Here is a 16,354-nt window from a genome sequence, read left to right on the forward strand (position 1 = left end):
AGTTAATTTATCATGAATGGAAGCAGGCTGCCTGAGGCCGGTCAAAAGCAGCCTTTTTGAGGCCTTTAGACCTACCACACGCGGTAGACTTGCCCCGTCTGCGCCCCTTCCACGCTGCGGCTGTAGGCCAGCGCTACGCGGCTGGCGGCGGCCGGCTCGAAGCCATAGAAGAACGGGCCATACGCTTCCAGCGACTCTTCCAGCACCGTCGGGCTGACGACATTGATGCGCACGCCGCGCGCCAGTTCGATGGCGGCGCCCCGTACAAAGCCTTCCACGGCCGCATTCGTCATGCTGGCGGCCGCGCCGAAGCGGATCGGCTGCTCGGCCACGATGCCGCTGGTCAAGGTAATCGAGCCGCCGTCGTTCAGGTATTCCTGCGCCACCAGCGCCACGTTGACCTGGCCCATCAGCTTGCTGTCCAGGCCCAGCTGGAACTGCTCGGGCGTGAATTCTGCCAGGGGGCCGAAATGCAGCTTGCCGGCCGTGACGACGACGGCGTCGACCTTGCCGATGCGCTGGAACAGGGCGCGCACTTGCGCGATGTCGCCCATGTCGGCCTGGTGCGTGCCCGTGCGGCTGCCCACTTCGATGATTTCATGGCGTTGCGCCAGTTGCGCGGTGACGGCCTTGCCGATGGTGCCGCTGGCGCCGATGATGACGATTTTCATGCTGCTTCCTTGTGTGGGTTGAACGATGGAGCCAGTATGCGCCGCTTCCAGAAAGGAATAAATGCGCTAGAATTTACAAGATTACCAACCCACAGTTTGCAATCAAGGCGCCATGGATAAATTGCGCAGCATGGAGATCTTTGTGTCCGTCGTCGACCAGGGCAGTTTCACGGCGGCCGCCGACACCTTCCGCATCTCGCCCGTGATGGTGGGCAAGCACATCAAACAGCTGGAAGAGCGGCTGGGCACGCGCCTGCTGGCGCGCACGACGCGCCGGCAAAGCCTGACGGAAATCGGCCGGCAATACGTGGAGCAATGCCGCCAGATCCTGGCGCAGATCGCGGCGGCCGAAACGGGCGCGGAAGCGATGCGCGCCACGCCGCGCGGCAAGCTGAAGATCACGGCGCCCGTGTCCTTCGGCAGCGAATGCATCGCGCCGCTGATGGCCGACTATCTGACGGCCTATGCGGACGTGAGCCTGGAGCTCAATTTGAATGACAGGATGGTCGACCTGGTGGAGGAAGGATTCGATGCGGCCATCCGCATCGGCAAGCTGGAAGATTCCGGCATGGTGGCGCGGCCCTTGCGGCCCTATGCGATGGTGATCTGCGCCTCGCCCGCCTACCTGGCAAAGCACGGCACGCCGCGCACGCCGGACGACCTGGCGCGGCACGAATGCGTGGATTTCATGCAGTGGTCGCGCCACATGCGCTGGCGTCTGAGCGGCAAGACAGCGCGCCACGATGGCGCTGCGGCCGAGAGCCGCTTCCTCTCGAACAATGGCCAGGCGCTGCGCATGGCGGCCCTGCACGGCTTCGGCATCGTCATGCAGGCGGAGATTTTACTGGCCGACGATATCGCGGCGGGACGGCTGGTGCCGCTGCTGGCCGACTACGTGCCGGCGCCGCGCCTGATGCATGTGCTGTATCCGCGCGACCGCCAGCCTACGCCGAAGCTGACAACCTTCATCGATTTTCTGCTGGAACGCTACGGGCCGGCGGCGACACCGCCACCGGCCACGCTCACGTAATCGTCGTGCCTAGTTCACCTTCGCGGCAGGCGCGGAAGCCAGCTTGGCCAGCTCGCCGTCCGGCTGCCAGCCAGCACCCAGCGAGCGGGCCACGGCCACCGTCGCCAGCAGGCGCTGGGTCTTGATCTGCGCGGCGGCGCGGTCCGCTGCCAGCGAGCTGCGCTGCGCGTCCGTCACATCCAGATAGGTCGAGATGCCGCGCTCGTAGCGCGTGCGCGCCACCAGGTAAGCGCGCGCCGCCGCTTCCTGCGACAGGGCCTGGGCATCGCCCTGCAACTGGCGCTGCTCCACGTCGGACAGCGCATCTTCCACTTCGCGCAAGGCCGTCAACAGCTTCGTTTCATGGTTCGCCACGGCTTCCGCATAGCGCGCCTTGGACAGGTCAAGATTGGCCTGGTTGCGGCCGCCGTCGAAGATCGGCAGGGACAAGGCCAGCGGACCAAAGCTGAACTGGCGCGAACCGCCCTGCGCCAGGTCGCGCAGCTTTTCCGACGCATAGCCGAAATTGCCCGTCAGTTGCAGCGTCGGATAAAACGCGCCTTCGGCCACGCCCACTTGCGCGTTCGCCGCGCGCAAGCCCGCCACGCTGGAAACGAGGTCCGGGCGGTGCGCCAGCAGGCTGGCCGGCAAGCCGACAGGAATGGCAGGCGGCAGCGGCAGGACGGACGGATCGGCGGCCACCGGCAATTGCAGCGCCGACGGCGGCTTGCCCGTCAGGGTGGCCAGGCTGTTTTCCAGCTGGTTGCGCTGGCGCTTGACTTCATGCAGGTCGGCCTGTGCGTTCGACAGCTCGACTTTCGCGCGCGCCAGGTCCAGCTCATTCGTCAAGCCCGCGTTGAAGCGCGCTTCGACCAGCTGCGCCGATTCGCGGCGTGTGTCCAGCGCGCCATTCAAAATGGCCATTTCCGCATCGAGTCCGCGCAGCTGCCAGTAATTGCTGGCCACTTGCGACGACAGCATCAGCAGCACGCCGTCGCGGTCCGCTTGCGCCGCCAAGGCTTGGGAATCGGCCGCTTCGACCATGCGTTTTACACGGCCCAGCAAGTCGACTTCATACGACAGCGTGGCGCCCACGGAGAAGTTATTCCCGCTGATGGAGCGGTTGCCCAGGGCCAGGCCCTGCGAAGTGTTGGCCGAGGTGCGCGAGTTCGAGATCCCCGTGCTGACGTTCACGCTCGGGCCCTGGTTGGCGCGCGCCGTGCCGCTTTGCGCCAGCGCCTGCAGCAAGCGCTCGCCAGCCGCTTTCACGCTCGGGTTGTCCTGCAGCGCGCTCTGCTCGAGGCGGTTCAGGGTCGCATCGCCGTAGATGCTCCACCACTCCTTGGGCAGTTGCGCGGCGTCCGCCGCGGCCGCACCATGGCGGAAGGTGTCGGCGCCGGCGACATTGCCCGGCGCGGTGAAATCCTGGCCCACGGTGCCGCAGGCGGACAGCGCCACGGCAAGGGAAGCGGCCAGCGCGATTTTCGTCAATACTGTTTGCATGATGTGTACCTTCTTGTTCTTGAGGTGCTGCACGTGCGGACTGTGCGCGGTCAATGACCGCCGCCACCGCCACCGGGAGCTTTGAGTTTGTCGGCCAGCCACAGAGGCACGATGCAGGCGAGCAGGATGGCGCCGATCAGGAAGAAGCCATCGTTGTAAGCCATCACATACGCTTCGCGGCGCACGATGCCGTCGATTGCCTGCAAGGCCTGGTTGCCGGCCGTGACGGCGTCATAGCCCTTGGCCATGAACGACGACGTCAGCTGGTCGATGCGCAGCTGCGTGGCGCTGGAATACGCATTGATCGCTTCGCCCAGGCGCTGCGAATGGAAATGCTCGCGGGTGCTCAGGGCCGTGGCCAGCAGGGCGATGCCGATCGAGCCGCCCAGGTTGCGCGTCATGTTGAACAGGCTCGAAGCGGACGGCATGTCCTTCGGCGCGATGCCCTTCATGGCGAAGTTCGACAGGGTCAGCATGACGAAGGGCTGGCCCAGCGCGCGCACCACCTGCGACCAGAGCAGCTGGTCGTAGCCGGTGGACGCGTCCATGTAGGCATTCATCATGCACGAACCGCCAAACAGCAAGAGGCCGAACGAGCACAGGATGCGGTTGTCCACCACGGACGACAGCTTGGCGACAAACGGCATGATGAACAGCTGCGGCAAGCCCACCCACATGATGACTTCACCGATCTGCATCGGCGAGTAGCCGGCGATCTGGCCCAGGAACAGCGGCAGCAAAAAGGCCGAGCCATACAGGCCCATGCCCGTCACGGCCGACAGCACGGTGGCCACTAAAAAATTGCGCTGGCCGTACAGGGCCAGGTTGACGAACGGTTCGGCGCGCGTGGCGCTGGTGACGACCCAGCCCAGGATGCCCACCAGGGCCAGCGAGGCGAAGGCGATGATGAAGCCAGAATCGAACCAATCCTTCGAGTTGCCCTCTTCCAGAAAGATGGTCAGGCAGCCGAGGCCCAGGGCCATGAAGAAGATGCCCAGCCAGTCGGCCTTCCAGAACATCTCGAGCTTCATCGGCTCCTTGTCCAGGCCATAGATCATGCCGGCGATCAGCAGCACGCCCGGCACCCAGTTGATGTAGAAGATCGATGGCCAGCCATACAGCTCGGAGAGATACCCGCCCAGGGTCGGCCCCATGGCCGGCGCCAGGGTGGCCGTCAGGCCGAAGATCGCCATGCCGACGGCGCGCTTCGACGGCGGCAGCTTGAGCATCACCAGCGTGAACGCCATCGGGATCAGGGCGCCGCCAGTGAACCCTTGCAGCATGCGGAAGACGATCATGCTTTCCAGGTTCCAGGCCGTGCCGCACAAAGTGGAGAACAGCAGGAAGAAAGCGGTGGTGCCGATCATGTAGGTACGCAGACCGAACACGCGCGCCAGCAGCGCGGTGAGGGGAATGACGATAATTTCGGCTACCAGGTAGGCCGTGGAAATCCACGAGCCTTCTTCCTGGGTGGCCGACAGCGAGCCAAGGATATCCTTGAGCGAGGAATTGGTGATCTGGATGTCGAGCACCGCCATGAAGGCGCCCAGCATGCCGGCGGCGACCGCCAGCCAGGTGCGCCCGGAGACTTTCTCGTCGATCACGGGAAACGCTGGCGGCTTCGCCAGCGTGGTAGAGGGGCTGCTCATGGAAGCTTAATGGGTGGTGGACTGGGCGGCTGGAGCAGCAGCGTGGCGCGCGGCCGGCTGCGTTTCAGGCTGATTGACTTCCACTTCGGCGATCACCGACATGCCCGGCACCAGGCGGCCATTCATGGCCTTGATGTCTTCCGGCTGGAAGACGATTTTCACCGGCACGCGCTGGACGATCTTGGTGAAGTTGCCGGTGGCGTTATCGGCTGGCAGCAGCGCGAATTGCGCGCCCGAGGCAGGAGCGAAGCTGTCCACGGTACCGACCAGTTTCTTGCCCGGCATGGCGTCGATGGTCACGTGCACGCTCTGGCCGCGGTGCAGGTCGGCCAATTGCGTTTCCTTGAAGTTGGCGGTGACCCAGACGTTGTCCTGCACGATGGCCGTCAATTGCTGGCCAGGCTGCACGCGCATGCCCGTTTCCACGTTGCGCTTGCCGATGCGGCCGGCGACAGGGGCCAGGATGCGGTTGTATTGCAGCTGCTGTTCCGCGTCCTTCAATTGCACGCGCAGCACGGCCACTTGCGCCTTGGCCACGTCGCGCGCAGCTTGCGCCGCACCGATCTGCGCCTTGGCGGCCGAAGCGCTGTCGCGGCGGGCGGCCAGGTCGGCCACGGCGCTCGAGCGGGCCGCATTGGCCGCGTCGAGTTCCGCTTTCGAGACGGCTTTCATCTGGCTCGTGTACAGCTGGCCATAACGGTCCGCATCCTGTTTTGCGCGCAGCAGTTGCGCATCGGCTTGCGCCACTTGCGCCTGGGCGCCACTGGCTTGCGCCTGCACTTGCGCGATCTGCGCGTCCGCTTGCAGCACTTGCTGCTCGGCGCTGGCGATCTGCGCGGCGATCTGCTCGGTTTTCACGCGCTGGTCGAACGGGTCGAGTTCGGCGATCACGTCGCCCTCTTTCACCATTTGATTGTCGTCGATGAAGACCTTGGTGACGACGCCGGAAATGCGCGCCGAGACGGGATGCACGTGGCCGGCCACATAAGCGTTTTCCGTTTCCACGAAATAGTGGCTGCGGTACCACATGCGCGCGCCGGCGCCCAGGGCCACGAGGACGATCAGGCCGGCGATGATTTTGACGCGGTTGTTCGGTGGTGCGGAGCTGGCGGAGGCGGCGGGCGCGGAAGGGGCGGCCGGGGCCGCAGGTGGGACGGCGCTCAGCACTTTGTGCTCTGCTTGGCCTGGCTGGTTGGACATACTCGCTCCGGAAATGAAATGATATATGTTCATTATTGGGCAAAGAAAAGCCAAAGTCAAGAAATGAAACGATTGCATTTCATTTTAATTTGCACTACAGTGTGAGCCATCACTTACCTTCCAACTTATAAAGAGACCCAGACCATGTCCGATCCCGGCCTCAGCGATACCTTGCCTACCGATAAAGAATCGGGCGACACCGCCCAGGAGCTTTCCTGCTGCGGCAAGCCAGCCGGTCGCCCGCGCGCGGCCGACATGGAAGCGCGCATGGACAACCTCCTGCACACGGCCGGCTGCCTGTTTCTGGAAAAAGGATATGGAAAGGTGAGCCTGGAAATGATCGCCCGCGAAGCCCATGTGGCCGTGCGCACGATTTATGTGAAGTTTGGCGGCAAGTCGGGCTTATTCAATGCCGTGGTGGAATTGCGCCGCGCCGCCTACTTCTCGACCATGCCGGCGCTGGAAACGGATATGCGCCCCCTGCCCACCATCCTGGGCGAGTTCGGCCTGCTGTTCGTGCAACTGGTCACCATGCCGGCGGCCATCCACCTCAATCGCATGGTGGTGGCCGAAGCGGCCACGCATCCTGAACTGGCGGAAACGTTTTACAAGGTGGGACCGGGACAGACGCGCGAGATGCTGACGAGGTTTTTCAGCCGCCCCGACATCGCGCCGCTGTTCCGCGCGGAACTGGCGCCGGCCATGCTGTCGCTGCACCTGCTCAATTGCCTGCTGGGCGACCAGATGTCGCGCCTGCTGTTTCCTCCGCAGACGCAACCGGATGTGGCGCAATTGCGCGCCAAGGTGGCCGTCAGTCTCGACCTGTTCCTGCGCGGCACCCTGCGCCAGCCGCTGGCGGACTGACGCGGAAAGGCTGGCCCAGGAAATCAGCCAGGGCGGCTGCAGTCTGCCGGCAACGCCGCTTCGGCGTGTTCATCGTTCAAACCCAGCGCGCGCAGGAAAGGCTGGGCCGCCGACGCGCCATTGACAGTGAGTGAAGACTCGCTTCCATCGTAGCGGTCCGGGCCATAGCGCATCAGATCGAACGAGGTTTCAAAGCGCTGCGCCAGGAAATACGTGCGGAAGTAATCGAAGGAAAACGCCACCTGGCCATCTTCCCGCAGCAGCAAGCCATGCGCATACAGCGGCGCCAGCCAATCCCCGGCCGCCATGCTCCAGCCCTTCACGCCGCAATAATCGCTGGCAAAGCGTTCCAGCTCCGCCTCGTTGAGGAAGACGCTCTTGGCTTCGAACATCACGAACGCCAGCTCGATCAGGAATTCACGCGCATCGGCAGCCGCGCCGGCGTCCACGCGCCGCTGCGCGCCCGCCTTGCCCAGCAAGCCATCGAGATAATCGCGTTCGCCTGCCAGCTGCGGCAGCAAGGTGGCAAACACATACTCGGCATCCACCTGCCCCGTTTCCTGGCCATTCGGCGTGTACAGCACCGACAGCGCGAAGTTCTTGCTCACGTCATCGAACTCGCGCAGCGACACCGTCCACCGCGTGCCTGGCGCACCGCCATCGGCCGCGGCCTCGCCCGTGCCGAACTCGAGCACGGCAAACGCCGCCATCTGGCCATTGGTATCGTACAGACTGCCAGGATTGCTCTTGAACAAGATGCCCAGCGATTTCATCAGCGAACTGGCATCGCCCGTATGCTGGTGGCCATGGAACACGGCGTGGATATTCTTGTAGTGTGCGCGCTGCTCGGCACTGGCGTGCTCATCGGCGGCGAAAAAGCTGAAGCCGGCATTGCCCAGCGCCGCGGCAGCGACACCCTGCGCGCGGCTGCCCGGCACCAGGTAGAAACGCGCGCCGGGCAAGCTGGCCGCCTGCAGCAAGGGGCGCAGGAAGTATTCGTAGACATACACGGGCGTCGTGCCGGCACAGGCGTCAGGCGCCACCAGCTGGCCCGTGAAGAAAATCGCATCGATCCGCTTGCCCGCCGCCAGGATAGCGGCTACATCCTGGTACAAGGCATGCAGCATCACGGCTTGCTCTTGCTCGTCAGCCCGGCGCAAACGGACGTCGGCAATATGAAGGGCGGTAAATTTTTTCATCGTTGCAAAGCTCTCTCAGTACAGCGGAATTTGACCGTATCCCACGCTGGCAACATTCCTGGAAAAATCACACGCTTCCGTTGAAGCAAAAGAAAAACATGGTTACAGACCTCCATTCTGCCACTTTTTCCGCACGGCAATACTCACCAATTTTCACAAGGCACCGCTGCGTCACGTTTTACTATGCTGCAGGTCAAGGGAAATAAAAAAAACCGGGAACATGTCCCGGTTTTTATACTGAAAGTTAACGCTTCATCAGCGCTTGCGCGGCGGCGGCAAGTCCGTGCACACGCCTGCTTCGGCGCGCTTTTGCCAACCTGCCGATCGGCTCGCCCAGGGTTGGATGCGGGTGGATGGTCTTGCCGATGTCGGTGCCGTCGCAGCCCATTTCGATGGCCAGCGCGATTTCGCCGCCTCATCGCTCCCCTGTCGCCCGCGTGCGTGCCGACGATGGCCGGATAATAAAAAACCCCGCAATCGCTTGCGGGGTTTTTAGTGTTACGACACAGCGCTACAACATCAGCGCTTGCGCGGTGGCGGCAAGTCCGTGCACACGCCTTCGTACACTTCGGCGGCCATACCGATCGATTCGCCCAGGGTCGGGTGCGGATGGATGGTCTTGCCGATGTCGGTGCCGTCGCAGCCCATTTCGATGGCCAGCGCGATTTCACCGATCATATCACCCGCATGCGTGCCGACGATAGTGCCGCCGATGATGCGGTGCGTTTCAGCGTCGAACAGCAGCTTGGTGAAACCTTCGGCGCGGCCGTTGGCCACGGCGCGGCCCGAAGCGGCCCACGGGAAGTGGCCCTTCTCGACCTTGATGCCTTTGGCTTTCGCTTCGTCTTCCGTGATGCCGGCCCATGCCACTTCCGGATCCGTGTAGGCGACCGATGGAATCACCTTGACGTCGAAGTGCGACTTCTGGCCGGAAGCGGCTTCCGCTGCCACGTGAGCTTCATGCACGGCCTTGTGCGCCAGCATCGGCTGGCCGACCAAATCGCCGATGGCGAAGATGTTCGGCACGTTGGTGCGCATCTGGCTGTCGACGTTGATGAAACCGCGGTCCGTCACTTGCACGCCGGCCTTGTCGGCAGCCAGCTTCTTGCCGTTCGGGCTGCGGCCCACGGCCACCAGTACCAGATCGTAGATCTGTGGCGCCGGTGCGGTAGCACCTGCTTCGGCGGCTTCGAACGTGACCTTGATGCCTTCCGGCAGAGCCTCGACGGCCACCGTCTTGGTCTTGGTCATGATGTTGTCGAAGCGCTTCTCGTTGAACTTCTGCCACACCTTGACGGCGTCGCGGTCCGCGCCCTGCATCAGGCCATCCATCATTTCGACCACGTCGATGCGTGCGCCGAAGGTCGAATAAACGGTTGCCATTTCCAGGCCGATGATGCCGCCGCCGATGACCAGCATGCGTTTCGGGATCTGGCGCAATTCCAGCGCGCCCGTCGAATCGACGATGCGCGGGTCTTCCGGCACGAAGGGCAGTTTCACCACGGAGGAACCGGCGGCGATGATGGCTTGCTTGAACTGCACGACTTTTTTGGAGCCGTCGCCTGCCGTCACTTCGATGTGGTTCGCGGACAGGAACTGGCCCACGCCCGTGACGACTTGCGTCTTGCGCGCCTTGGCCATGCCGGCCAGACCGCCCGTCATGTTCGAGATCACGCCTTCCTTGTACTTGCGTACCTGGTCGATGTCGATCGTCGGCTTGGCAAACGTCACGCCCGTGTTGGACATGTGCGCCGTTTCATCGATGACGGAGGCGACGTGCAACAGCGCCTTCGACGGGATGCAGCCCACGTTCAGGCACACGCCGCCCAGGGTCGCGTAGCGCTCGACGATGACCGTCGACATGCCCAGGTCGGCCGCGCGGAACGCCGCCGAATAGCCGCCAGGACCGCCGCCCAGCACCATCATGTCGACGTCGATGTCGACCTGGCCGCTGTAATTGCCGGCCGGGATGGCGGCAACGGCTGCAGCTGGTGCCGCCGCTGCAGGAGCCGGAGCCGGAGCCGCTGCAGGCGCAGGAGCGGCCGCCGGTGCGGCTGCGGGAGCGGCAACGCCTTCCGACGCTTCCACCACCAGCAGCGCGCTGCCTTCGGCGATCTTGTCGCCGACCTTGACCTTGACTTCCTTGACGACGCCGGCGTGGGTCGATGGAATCTCCATGCTGGCCTTGTCCGATTCCACCGTGACCAGGGACTGGTCCACCTTGATGGTGTCGCCGACCTTGACCATCAGCTCGATGACTTCGACTTCCTTGAAGTCGCCGATATTCGGTACTTTTACCTCTACTGTGCTCATCAATCGCTCCTTACAGCAGAATTTTGCGCATGTCGGCCAGGACTTCGCCGAGGTACACGGAGAATCGCGCGCCCATCGCGCCATCGACCACGCGGTGGTCGTAGGACAGCGAGGTACCCATCATCAAACGCGGCTGGAAGGCCTTGCCATCCCATACCGGCTTGATCGAGGCTTTCGACAGGCCCAGGATCGCGACTTCCGGCGCGTTGACGATAGGCGTGAAGTGCGTGCCGCCGATGCCGCCCAGGGACGAAATCGTGAAGCTGGCGCCCTGCATGTCGGCCGGTTTCAGCTTGCCTTCGCGCGCCTGCAACGACAGTTCCGTCATTTCGCGGGCGATCTGCGAGACCGACTTCTGGTCCGCGCCCTTGATCACGGGGACCACCAGGCCGTTCGGCGTGTCGGCCGCGAAGCCGATGTTGTAGTACTGCTTGAGGATCAGGTTCTCGCCCTTGGCATCCAGGGACGCGTTAAACGCGGGGAATTTCTTCAGCGCGGCAACCGAGGCCTTGATGACGAAAGCGAGCATGGTCAGCTTGGCCGCATCCTTGTTCTTCGCATTGGCCGCGTTGGTGTCGACGCGGAACGCTTCCAGATCCGTCACGTCCGCTTCGTCGAACTGCGTGACGTGCGGGATCATGACCCAGTTGCGGTGCAAATTCGGGCCCGAGATTTTCTTGATGCGCGACAGCGGCAGCAATTCGGTCGTGCCGAACTTGCTGAAGTCCAGCGACGGCCATGGCAGCAGATCCAGGCCCACGCCCGAACCGCCTTTGGCGGCGACCGGCGCATTCGGCGCGGCGACGGCGCCCGACATCACGCCCTTGACGAAGTTCTGCACGTCTTCCTGGGTGATGCGGCCCTTCGGACCGGAACCGCCCACGCGGGTCAGGTCCACGCCCAGTTCGCGCGCGAACTTGCGGATCGATGGCGACGCGTGCGCCAGCTTGCCGTTGACGGCAGGCGCGGCGGCAGGAGCTGGTGCAGCAGCAGCGACCGGCGCCGAAGCGACGGCGGCGGCTGGCGCGGCGGCAGCTTGCGCAGCCGGTGCAGCAGCGGCAGGAGCAGCGCCACCGGTCGTTTCCACGACCAGCACCAGGCTGCCCTTGGCAACCTTATCGCCGACCTTGACTTTCAATTCCTTGACGATACCGGCATGGCTCGATGGGATTTCCATGCTGGCCTTGTCCGATTCGACCGTCAGCAGCGACTGGTCGACCTTGATGCTGTCGCCGACCTTGACCATCAGTTCGATGACTTCGACTTCCTTGAAGTCGCCGATATCGGGCACGGTCACTTCGACCAGGGCTGGCGCGCCGGCTGGGGCGGCAGGTGCTGGCGCAGCGGCGGCGGGGGCGGGGGTGGCTTCAGCGGCAGGTGCTGCGGCCGGGGCGGCAGCTGCCGGCGCAGGCGCCGACGCATCGTCCGCCACTTCCAGCAGCAGGACCAGCGAACCTTCGGCGATCTTGTCGCCCACGTTGACTTTCAATTCCTTGACGACACCGGCGTGGCTCGATGGAATTTCCATGCTGGCCTTGTCCGATTCGACCGTGATCAGGGACTGGTCGACCTTGACCGTATCGCCTGGCTTGACCATCAGTTCAATGATCTCGACTTCCTTGAAATCGCCGATATCCGGGACTTTGACTTCCACAATGCTCATAGCTTGCTCCGTTATTTTATTTGTCAGATGGACCCGCACACACGCCAGGGCGGCACTTTCGCACCGCCCTGGCATCATCGGGTCCGCACAACGATTACTGGGTCACCGGATTCGGTTTGTTCGCGTCGATGCCGTACTTGGCAATCGCCTGCTCCACCACCGACACGTCGATCTTGCCTTCGTCAGCCAGCGATTTGAGCGCGGCCACGGTGACATAATAACGGTTCACTTCGAAGAACTCGCGCAGCTTGGCGCGGCTGTCCGAGCGGCCAAAGCCATCGGTACCGAGCACTTTATAAGTGCGGCCCTTCGGCATGAAGGCGCGGATCTGTTCTGCAAACGCGCGCATGTAGTCGGTCGTGGCGACGATCGGGCCGTCCGTGTCCTGCATCAGCGACGTCACGTAAGGCACGCGCTGCTCTTTCGACGGGTTGACCATGTTCCAGCGTTCCGCATCCTGGCCATCGCGGGCCACCAGGGTCAGCGACGGCGCCGACCACACGTCCGCAGCCACGCCCCAGTCGTTTTGCAACAGCTCGGCGGCGAAGATCGATTCGCGCAGGATGGTGCCGCAACCGATCAGCTGTACGCGCAGCTTGGCGTCCGCCGGACCTTCCTGCAGCTTGTACATGCCTTTCAGGATGCCTTCTTCCTGGCCTGGCTTGATGCCTGGCTGGGCGTAGTTTTCGTTCATGATCGTGATGTAGTAGAACACATCTTCCTGGTTGGCGATCATGCGGCGCAGGCCGTCCTGGATGATGACGGCGACTTCATGACTGAAGGTCGGATCGTACGGCATGCAGGTCGGGATGGTCGCGGCGAAGATATGGCTGTGGCCATCTTCGTGCTGCAAGCCTTCGCCGTTCAGCGTCGTACGGCCAGCCGTGCCGCCCATCAGGAAGCCACGGGCGCGCATGTCGGCCGAAGCCCATACCTGGTCGCCGATGCGCTGGAAGCCGAACATCGAGTAGAAGGTGTAGAACGGGATCATGATGCGGTCGTTGGTCGAGTACGACGTCGCCGCGGCGATCCACGAGCTCATGCCGCCCGCTTCGTTGATGCCCTCTTGCAGGATCTGGCCAGCCTTGTCTTCGCGGTAGTACATGACCTGGTCTTTGTCGACCGGCTCGTACAACTGGCCTTTCGGGTTGTAGATGCCGATCTGGCGGAACAGGCCTTCCATGCCGAAGGTACGCGATTCATCGACCAGGATAGGCACGACGCGCTGGCCCAGGTTCGGGTCTTTCAGCAGGGTCGAAATGACGCGCACGAACGCTTGCGTGGTCGAGATTTCACGGCCTTCAGGCGTTGCTTCCAGCACGTTCTTGAACGCGTCCAGGCCAGGCACCGGCAGGGTTTCTTCCGACTTCTGGCGGCGCTGCGGCAGGTAGCCACCGAGGGCCTTGCGGCGCTCGTGCAGGTAGACCATTTCCGGCGCGTCGTCGGCTGGCTTGAAGAACGGGATGTCGGCCAGCTTGTCGTCAGGGATAGGCAGCGAGAAACGGTCGCGCATTTCGCGGATGGCTTCGTCGTCGAGTTTTTTCGTCTGGTGCGCCGTGTTGCGCGCTTCGCCGGACTTGCCCATGCCGTAGCCCTTGATGGTTTTCACCAGCAGGACGGTCGGCTGGCCCTTGTGTTCCTGGGCGATCTTGAATGCCGCGTAGATCTTGTGCGGATCGTGGCCGCCACGGGTCAGGCGCCAGATGTCGTCATCCGTCATGTTGGCAACCATTTCCAGCAGCTTCGGATGCTTGCCGAAGAAGTGCTTGCGCACGTAGGCGCCATCTTTCGCCTTGTAGTTCTGGTATTCGCCGTCGACGGTTTCCATCATCACGCGCTGCAGGATGCCTTCCTTATCTTGTGCCAGCAGGGCGTCCCAGCCCGGGCCCCAGATGACCTTGACGACGTTCCAGCCGGCGCCACGGAATTCGCCTTCCAGTTCCTGGATGATCTTGGTGTTGCCGCGTACCGGGCCGTCCAGGCGCTGCAGGTTGCAGTTGACCACGATGACTAGGTTGTCGAGCATGTCGCGTGCGGCCAGGCCGATCGCGCCCAGCGATTCCGGCTCGTCCATCTCGCCATCGCCGCAGAAGGCCCAGATCTTGCGGTTGTCGGTTTTCGCGATGCCGCGTGCGTGCAGGTATTTCAGGAAGCGCGCCTGGTAGATCGCCATGTGCGGGCCCAGGCCCATCGACACGGTCGGGAACTGCCAGAAGTCAGGCATCAATTTAGGATGCGGGTACGAGGACAGGCCCTTGCCGTCGACTTCCTTGCGGAAGTTCAGCATTTGCTCTTCCGTCAAGCGGCCTTCGAGGAAGGCGCGCGCGTAGACGCCGGGCGACGAGTGGCCCTGGATGTACAGCAGGTCGCCGCCGTGGTCGGCTGTTGGCGCGTGCCAGAAATGGTTGAAACCGATGCCCAGCATGTTCGCCAGCGAAGCGAACGAGGACAAGTGGCCGCCCAGGTCGCCGTCGGCGCGGTTGGCCTTGACGACCATGGCCATGGCGTTCCAGCGCATCCACGAGCGCAGGCGCTCTTCGTATTCGAGGTTGCCGGGACAGTGTGCTTCTTGCTTGGTGGGGATGGTGTTGACGTAGGCGGTGGTGCTGGAGAACGGGATCTGGGCGCCGCGGCGGCGAGCCAGGTCAACCATGCGCTCCATCAGGTAATGCGCGCGTTCCGGACCTTCATTTTCCAGAACGGCTTCGAGCGCGTCCAGCCACTCCTTGGTTTCCTGCATATCCGGGTCGGTGCCGATCTGTGTCGTTACCTGGTTCAGTTGAGCTGACATCTGTTGAGTCTCCTTTGTGAACGCCCCACCCCGATTTTCCGGATCGCTGTCGGACGGTATTTCGCTGATTATTTACTATTAAGTCGGTTTAGTGTGGGGATTCTAACAGCGTATTTACTATTTTTCAAATTACGATATAGCATTTCGTATTGTGAAATCACCCTATGAAATTTATGCTGCACTGCCGCAAATTCTGCCCGGAAATTAGCGTGATCAAAGTGCCAAAAACGAATGTACACCCCGGTCGCCCGCACAGGCATACCGGGCCAAGCGGGCCTGAAAAATGTCGAGGGCAAGGCGCAGCGACGCAGACAGTACGCCAGTACGGCAAGGAGCTGCAACGCCGCCATCGGCATTTTCTCAGGCCCGCGTCTCTGGCCCGCTTTTATGCCGGGCCAAACGAGCCTGAAAAATGTCGAGGGCAAGGCGCGGCGACACAGACAGTACGCCAGTACGGCAAGGAGCTGCAACGCCGCCATCGGCATTTTCTCAGGCCCGCGTCTCCGGCCCGCTGTTGTCACGCCTTTGCATAGCCAAAACCGCCCCTTTGCACCGCCCGGCTTTATAATCTGTCTTTTCCCTCCCACACAGCCTCCTACCATGCCAGCACAACTGATCGACGGAATCGCCCTCTCCCAAAAACTGCGCAGCGAGATCGCCACGCGCGCCGCCGCCCTCACGGCCAAGGGCATCCAGCCCGGCCTGGCCGTGATCCTCGTCGGCGAAGACCCGGCCAGCCAGGTGTACGTCCGCAACAAGGTCAAGGCGTGCGGCGACGTGGGTTTCCACTCGGTGCTGGAAAAATATGAAGCGGACCTGTCCGAAGCGGACTTGCTGGCACGCATCGCCAGCCTGAACACCGATCCGGCCATCCATGGCATTCTCGTGCAAATGCCCTTGCCCAAGCACATCAACCCGCACAAGGTCATCGAAGCGATCGCCACGACGAAAGACGTGGACGGCTATTCCGTCCTGAGCGCAGGCGAACTGATGACGGGCTTGCCCGGCTTCCGCCCGTGCACGCCATACGGCTGCATGAAACTGATCGAAAGCACGGGCGTGGACTTGCGCGGCAAGCACGCCGTCGTCATCGGCCGCAGCAACACGGTCGGCAAGCCGATGGCACTGCTGCTCTTGCAAGCGAACGCAACCGTCACCATCTGCCATAGTGCGACCCCGGACCTGGGCCTGTACACGCGCCAGGCGGACGTGGTCGTGGCCGCCGTCGGCCGCCGCAACACCCTGACGGCCGACATGGTCAAGCCGGGTGCCATCGTCATCGACGTGGGCATGAACCGCGACGATGAAGGCAAGCTGTGCGGCGACGTGGATTTTGCCGGCGTGAAAGAAGTCGCCTCCCACATCACCCCGGTACCGGGTGGCGTGGGTCCGATGACGATCACGATGCTTCTCATGAACACGGTAGAGGCTGCCGAGCGCATTTAAGAATCACCGGGGCGGCATGACCGCCCTTTTATATATGGATGGAACC

The 16,354-nt window shown here is 63.0% G+C and carries 11 protein-coding genes; 3 read left to right on the forward strand and 8 right to left on the reverse strand.

The genetic code is table 11. The features are described 5' to 3' along the window. Window positions 1-71: 71 nt before the first annotated feature. Window positions 72-671, reverse strand: coding sequence for a short chain dehydrogenase (locus tag KO538_RS05800; protein ID WP_034747417.1), 600 nt, complete (start codon window positions 669-671; stop codon window positions 72-74). A gap of 112 nt (window positions 672-783) precedes the next feature. Between KO538_RS05800 and KO538_RS05805 the strand changes: the two genes are divergently transcribed. After that, complete coding sequence (locus tag KO538_RS05805) at window positions 784-1,701, forward strand: LysR family transcriptional regulator (RefSeq protein WP_219327677.1); 918 nt, start codon at window positions 784-786, stop codon at window positions 1,699-1,701. 9 nt (window positions 1,702-1,710) lie between these two features. On the opposite strand, the gene KO538_RS05810 is transcribed toward KO538_RS05805, so the two are convergent. The 3 genes from KO538_RS05810 to KO538_RS05820 are packed head-to-tail and all read right to left on the reverse strand — an operon-like array spanning window position 1,711 to window position 6,032. After that, the gene (locus KO538_RS05810; RefSeq protein WP_219327678.1) at window positions 1,711-3,183 is read right to left on the reverse strand and encodes an efflux transporter outer membrane subunit; all 1,473 of its coding nucleotides are present in this window, start codon (window positions 3,181-3,183) and stop codon (window positions 1,711-1,713) included. Between the two features lie 50 nt (window positions 3,184-3,233). Beyond that, entirely contained in the window at window positions 3,234-4,832 is a 1,599-nt protein-coding gene (locus KO538_RS05815; RefSeq protein WP_034747410.1) for a DHA2 family efflux MFS transporter permease subunit, read from the reverse strand. A gap of 6 nt (window positions 4,833-4,838) precedes the next feature. Beyond that, entirely contained in the window at window positions 4,839-6,032 is a 1,194-nt protein-coding gene (locus KO538_RS05820) for an HlyD family secretion protein (RefSeq protein WP_034747407.1), read from the reverse strand. A gap of 144 nt (window positions 6,033-6,176) precedes the next feature. On the opposite strand from KO538_RS05820, the gene KO538_RS05825 reads away from it, so the two are divergent. Further along, window positions 6,177-6,896 (forward strand): TetR/AcrR family transcriptional regulator, encoded by a 720-nt coding sequence (locus KO538_RS05825; protein WP_034747405.1) that lies wholly within the window; start codon window positions 6,177-6,179, stop codon window positions 6,894-6,896. A gap of 23 nt (window positions 6,897-6,919) precedes the next feature. Here KO538_RS05825 and KO538_RS05830 read toward each other — a convergent pair whose 3' ends face one another. The 4 genes from KO538_RS05830 to aceE all read right to left on the reverse strand — a co-directional run bounded on the left by KO538_RS05830 (window position 6,920) and on the right by aceE (window position 14,862). After that, window positions 6,920-8,095, reverse strand: coding sequence for a hypothetical protein (locus KO538_RS05830; RefSeq protein WP_219327679.1), 1,176 nt, complete (start codon window positions 8,093-8,095; stop codon window positions 6,920-6,922). 519 nt (window positions 8,096-8,614) lie between these two features. Further along, window positions 8,615-10,408 (reverse strand): dihydrolipoyl dehydrogenase, encoded by a 1,794-nt coding sequence (gene lpdA / locus KO538_RS05835; protein WP_219327680.1) that lies wholly within the window; start codon window positions 10,406-10,408, stop codon window positions 8,615-8,617. Window positions 10,409-10,418: 10 nt separating this feature from the next. Further along, window positions 10,419-12,071, reverse strand: coding sequence for a dihydrolipoyllysine-residue acetyltransferase (gene aceF, locus KO538_RS05840; protein WP_219327681.1), 1,653 nt, complete (start codon window positions 12,069-12,071; stop codon window positions 10,419-10,421). 94 nt (window positions 12,072-12,165) lie between these two features. Beyond that, entirely contained in the window at window positions 12,166-14,862 is a 2,697-nt protein-coding gene (gene aceE, locus KO538_RS05845; protein WP_034747396.1) for a pyruvate dehydrogenase (acetyl-transferring), homodimeric type, read from the reverse strand. A 600-nt stretch (window positions 14,863-15,462) separates the two neighbouring features. On the opposite strand from aceE, the gene folD reads away from it, so the two are divergent. Continuing rightward, the gene (gene folD, locus KO538_RS05850) at window positions 15,463-16,308 is read left to right on the forward strand and encodes a bifunctional methylenetetrahydrofolate dehydrogenase/methenyltetrahydrofolate cyclohydrolase FolD (RefSeq protein WP_072455517.1); all 846 of its coding nucleotides are present in this window, start codon (window positions 15,463-15,465) and stop codon (window positions 16,306-16,308) included. The last annotated feature ends 46 nt before the right edge of the window (window positions 16,309-16,354 follow it).

Origin of the sequence: Janthinobacterium sp. NKUCC08_JDC (genome assembly GCF_019345575.1) — a bacterium.
GTDB classification, from domain to species: domain Bacteria; phylum Pseudomonadota; class Gammaproteobacteria; order Burkholderiales; family Burkholderiaceae_D; genus Janthinobacterium; species Janthinobacterium aestuarii.

Excerpts from the sequence above, each read along its gene's own strand:
- lpdA (WP_219327680.1), bottom strand. The coding sequence starts at position 10,408 with ATGAGCACAGTAGAGGTAAAAGTACCGAATATCGGCGACTTCAAGGAA.
- KO538_RS05800 (WP_034747417.1), bottom strand. The coding sequence starts at position 671 with ATGAAAATCGTCATCATCGGCGCCAGCGGCACCATCGGCAAGGCCGTC.
- KO538_RS05805 (WP_219327677.1), top strand. The coding sequence starts at position 784 with ATGGATAAATTGCGCAGCATGGAGATCTTTGTGTCCGTCGTCGACCAG.
- KO538_RS05815 (WP_034747410.1), bottom strand. The coding sequence starts at position 4,832 with ATGAGCAGCCCCTCTACCACGCTGGCGAAGCCGCCAGCGTTTCCCGTG.
- KO538_RS05820 (WP_034747407.1), bottom strand. The coding sequence starts at position 6,032 with ATGTCCAACCAGCCAGGCCAAGCAGAGCACAAAGTGCTGAGCGCCGTC.
- KO538_RS05825 (WP_034747405.1), top strand. The coding sequence starts at position 6,177 with ATGTCCGATCCCGGCCTCAGCGATACCTTGCCTACCGATAAAGAATCG.
- KO538_RS05810 (WP_219327678.1), bottom strand. The coding sequence starts at position 3,183 with ATGCAAACAGTATTGACGAAAATCGCGCTGGCCGCTTCCCTTGCCGTG.
- aceF (WP_219327681.1), bottom strand. The coding sequence starts at position 12,071 with ATGAGCATTGTGGAAGTCAAAGTCCCGGATATCGGCGATTTCAAGGAA.
- aceE (WP_034747396.1), bottom strand. The coding sequence starts at position 14,862 with ATGTCAGCTCAACTGAACCAGGTAACGACACAGATCGGCACCGACCCG.
- folD (WP_072455517.1), top strand. The coding sequence starts at position 15,463 with ATGCCAGCACAACTGATCGACGGAATCGCCCTCTCCCAAAAACTGCGC.
- KO538_RS05830 (WP_219327679.1), bottom strand. The coding sequence starts at position 8,095 with ATGAAAAAATTTACCGCCCTTCATATTGCCGACGTCCGTTTGCGCCGG.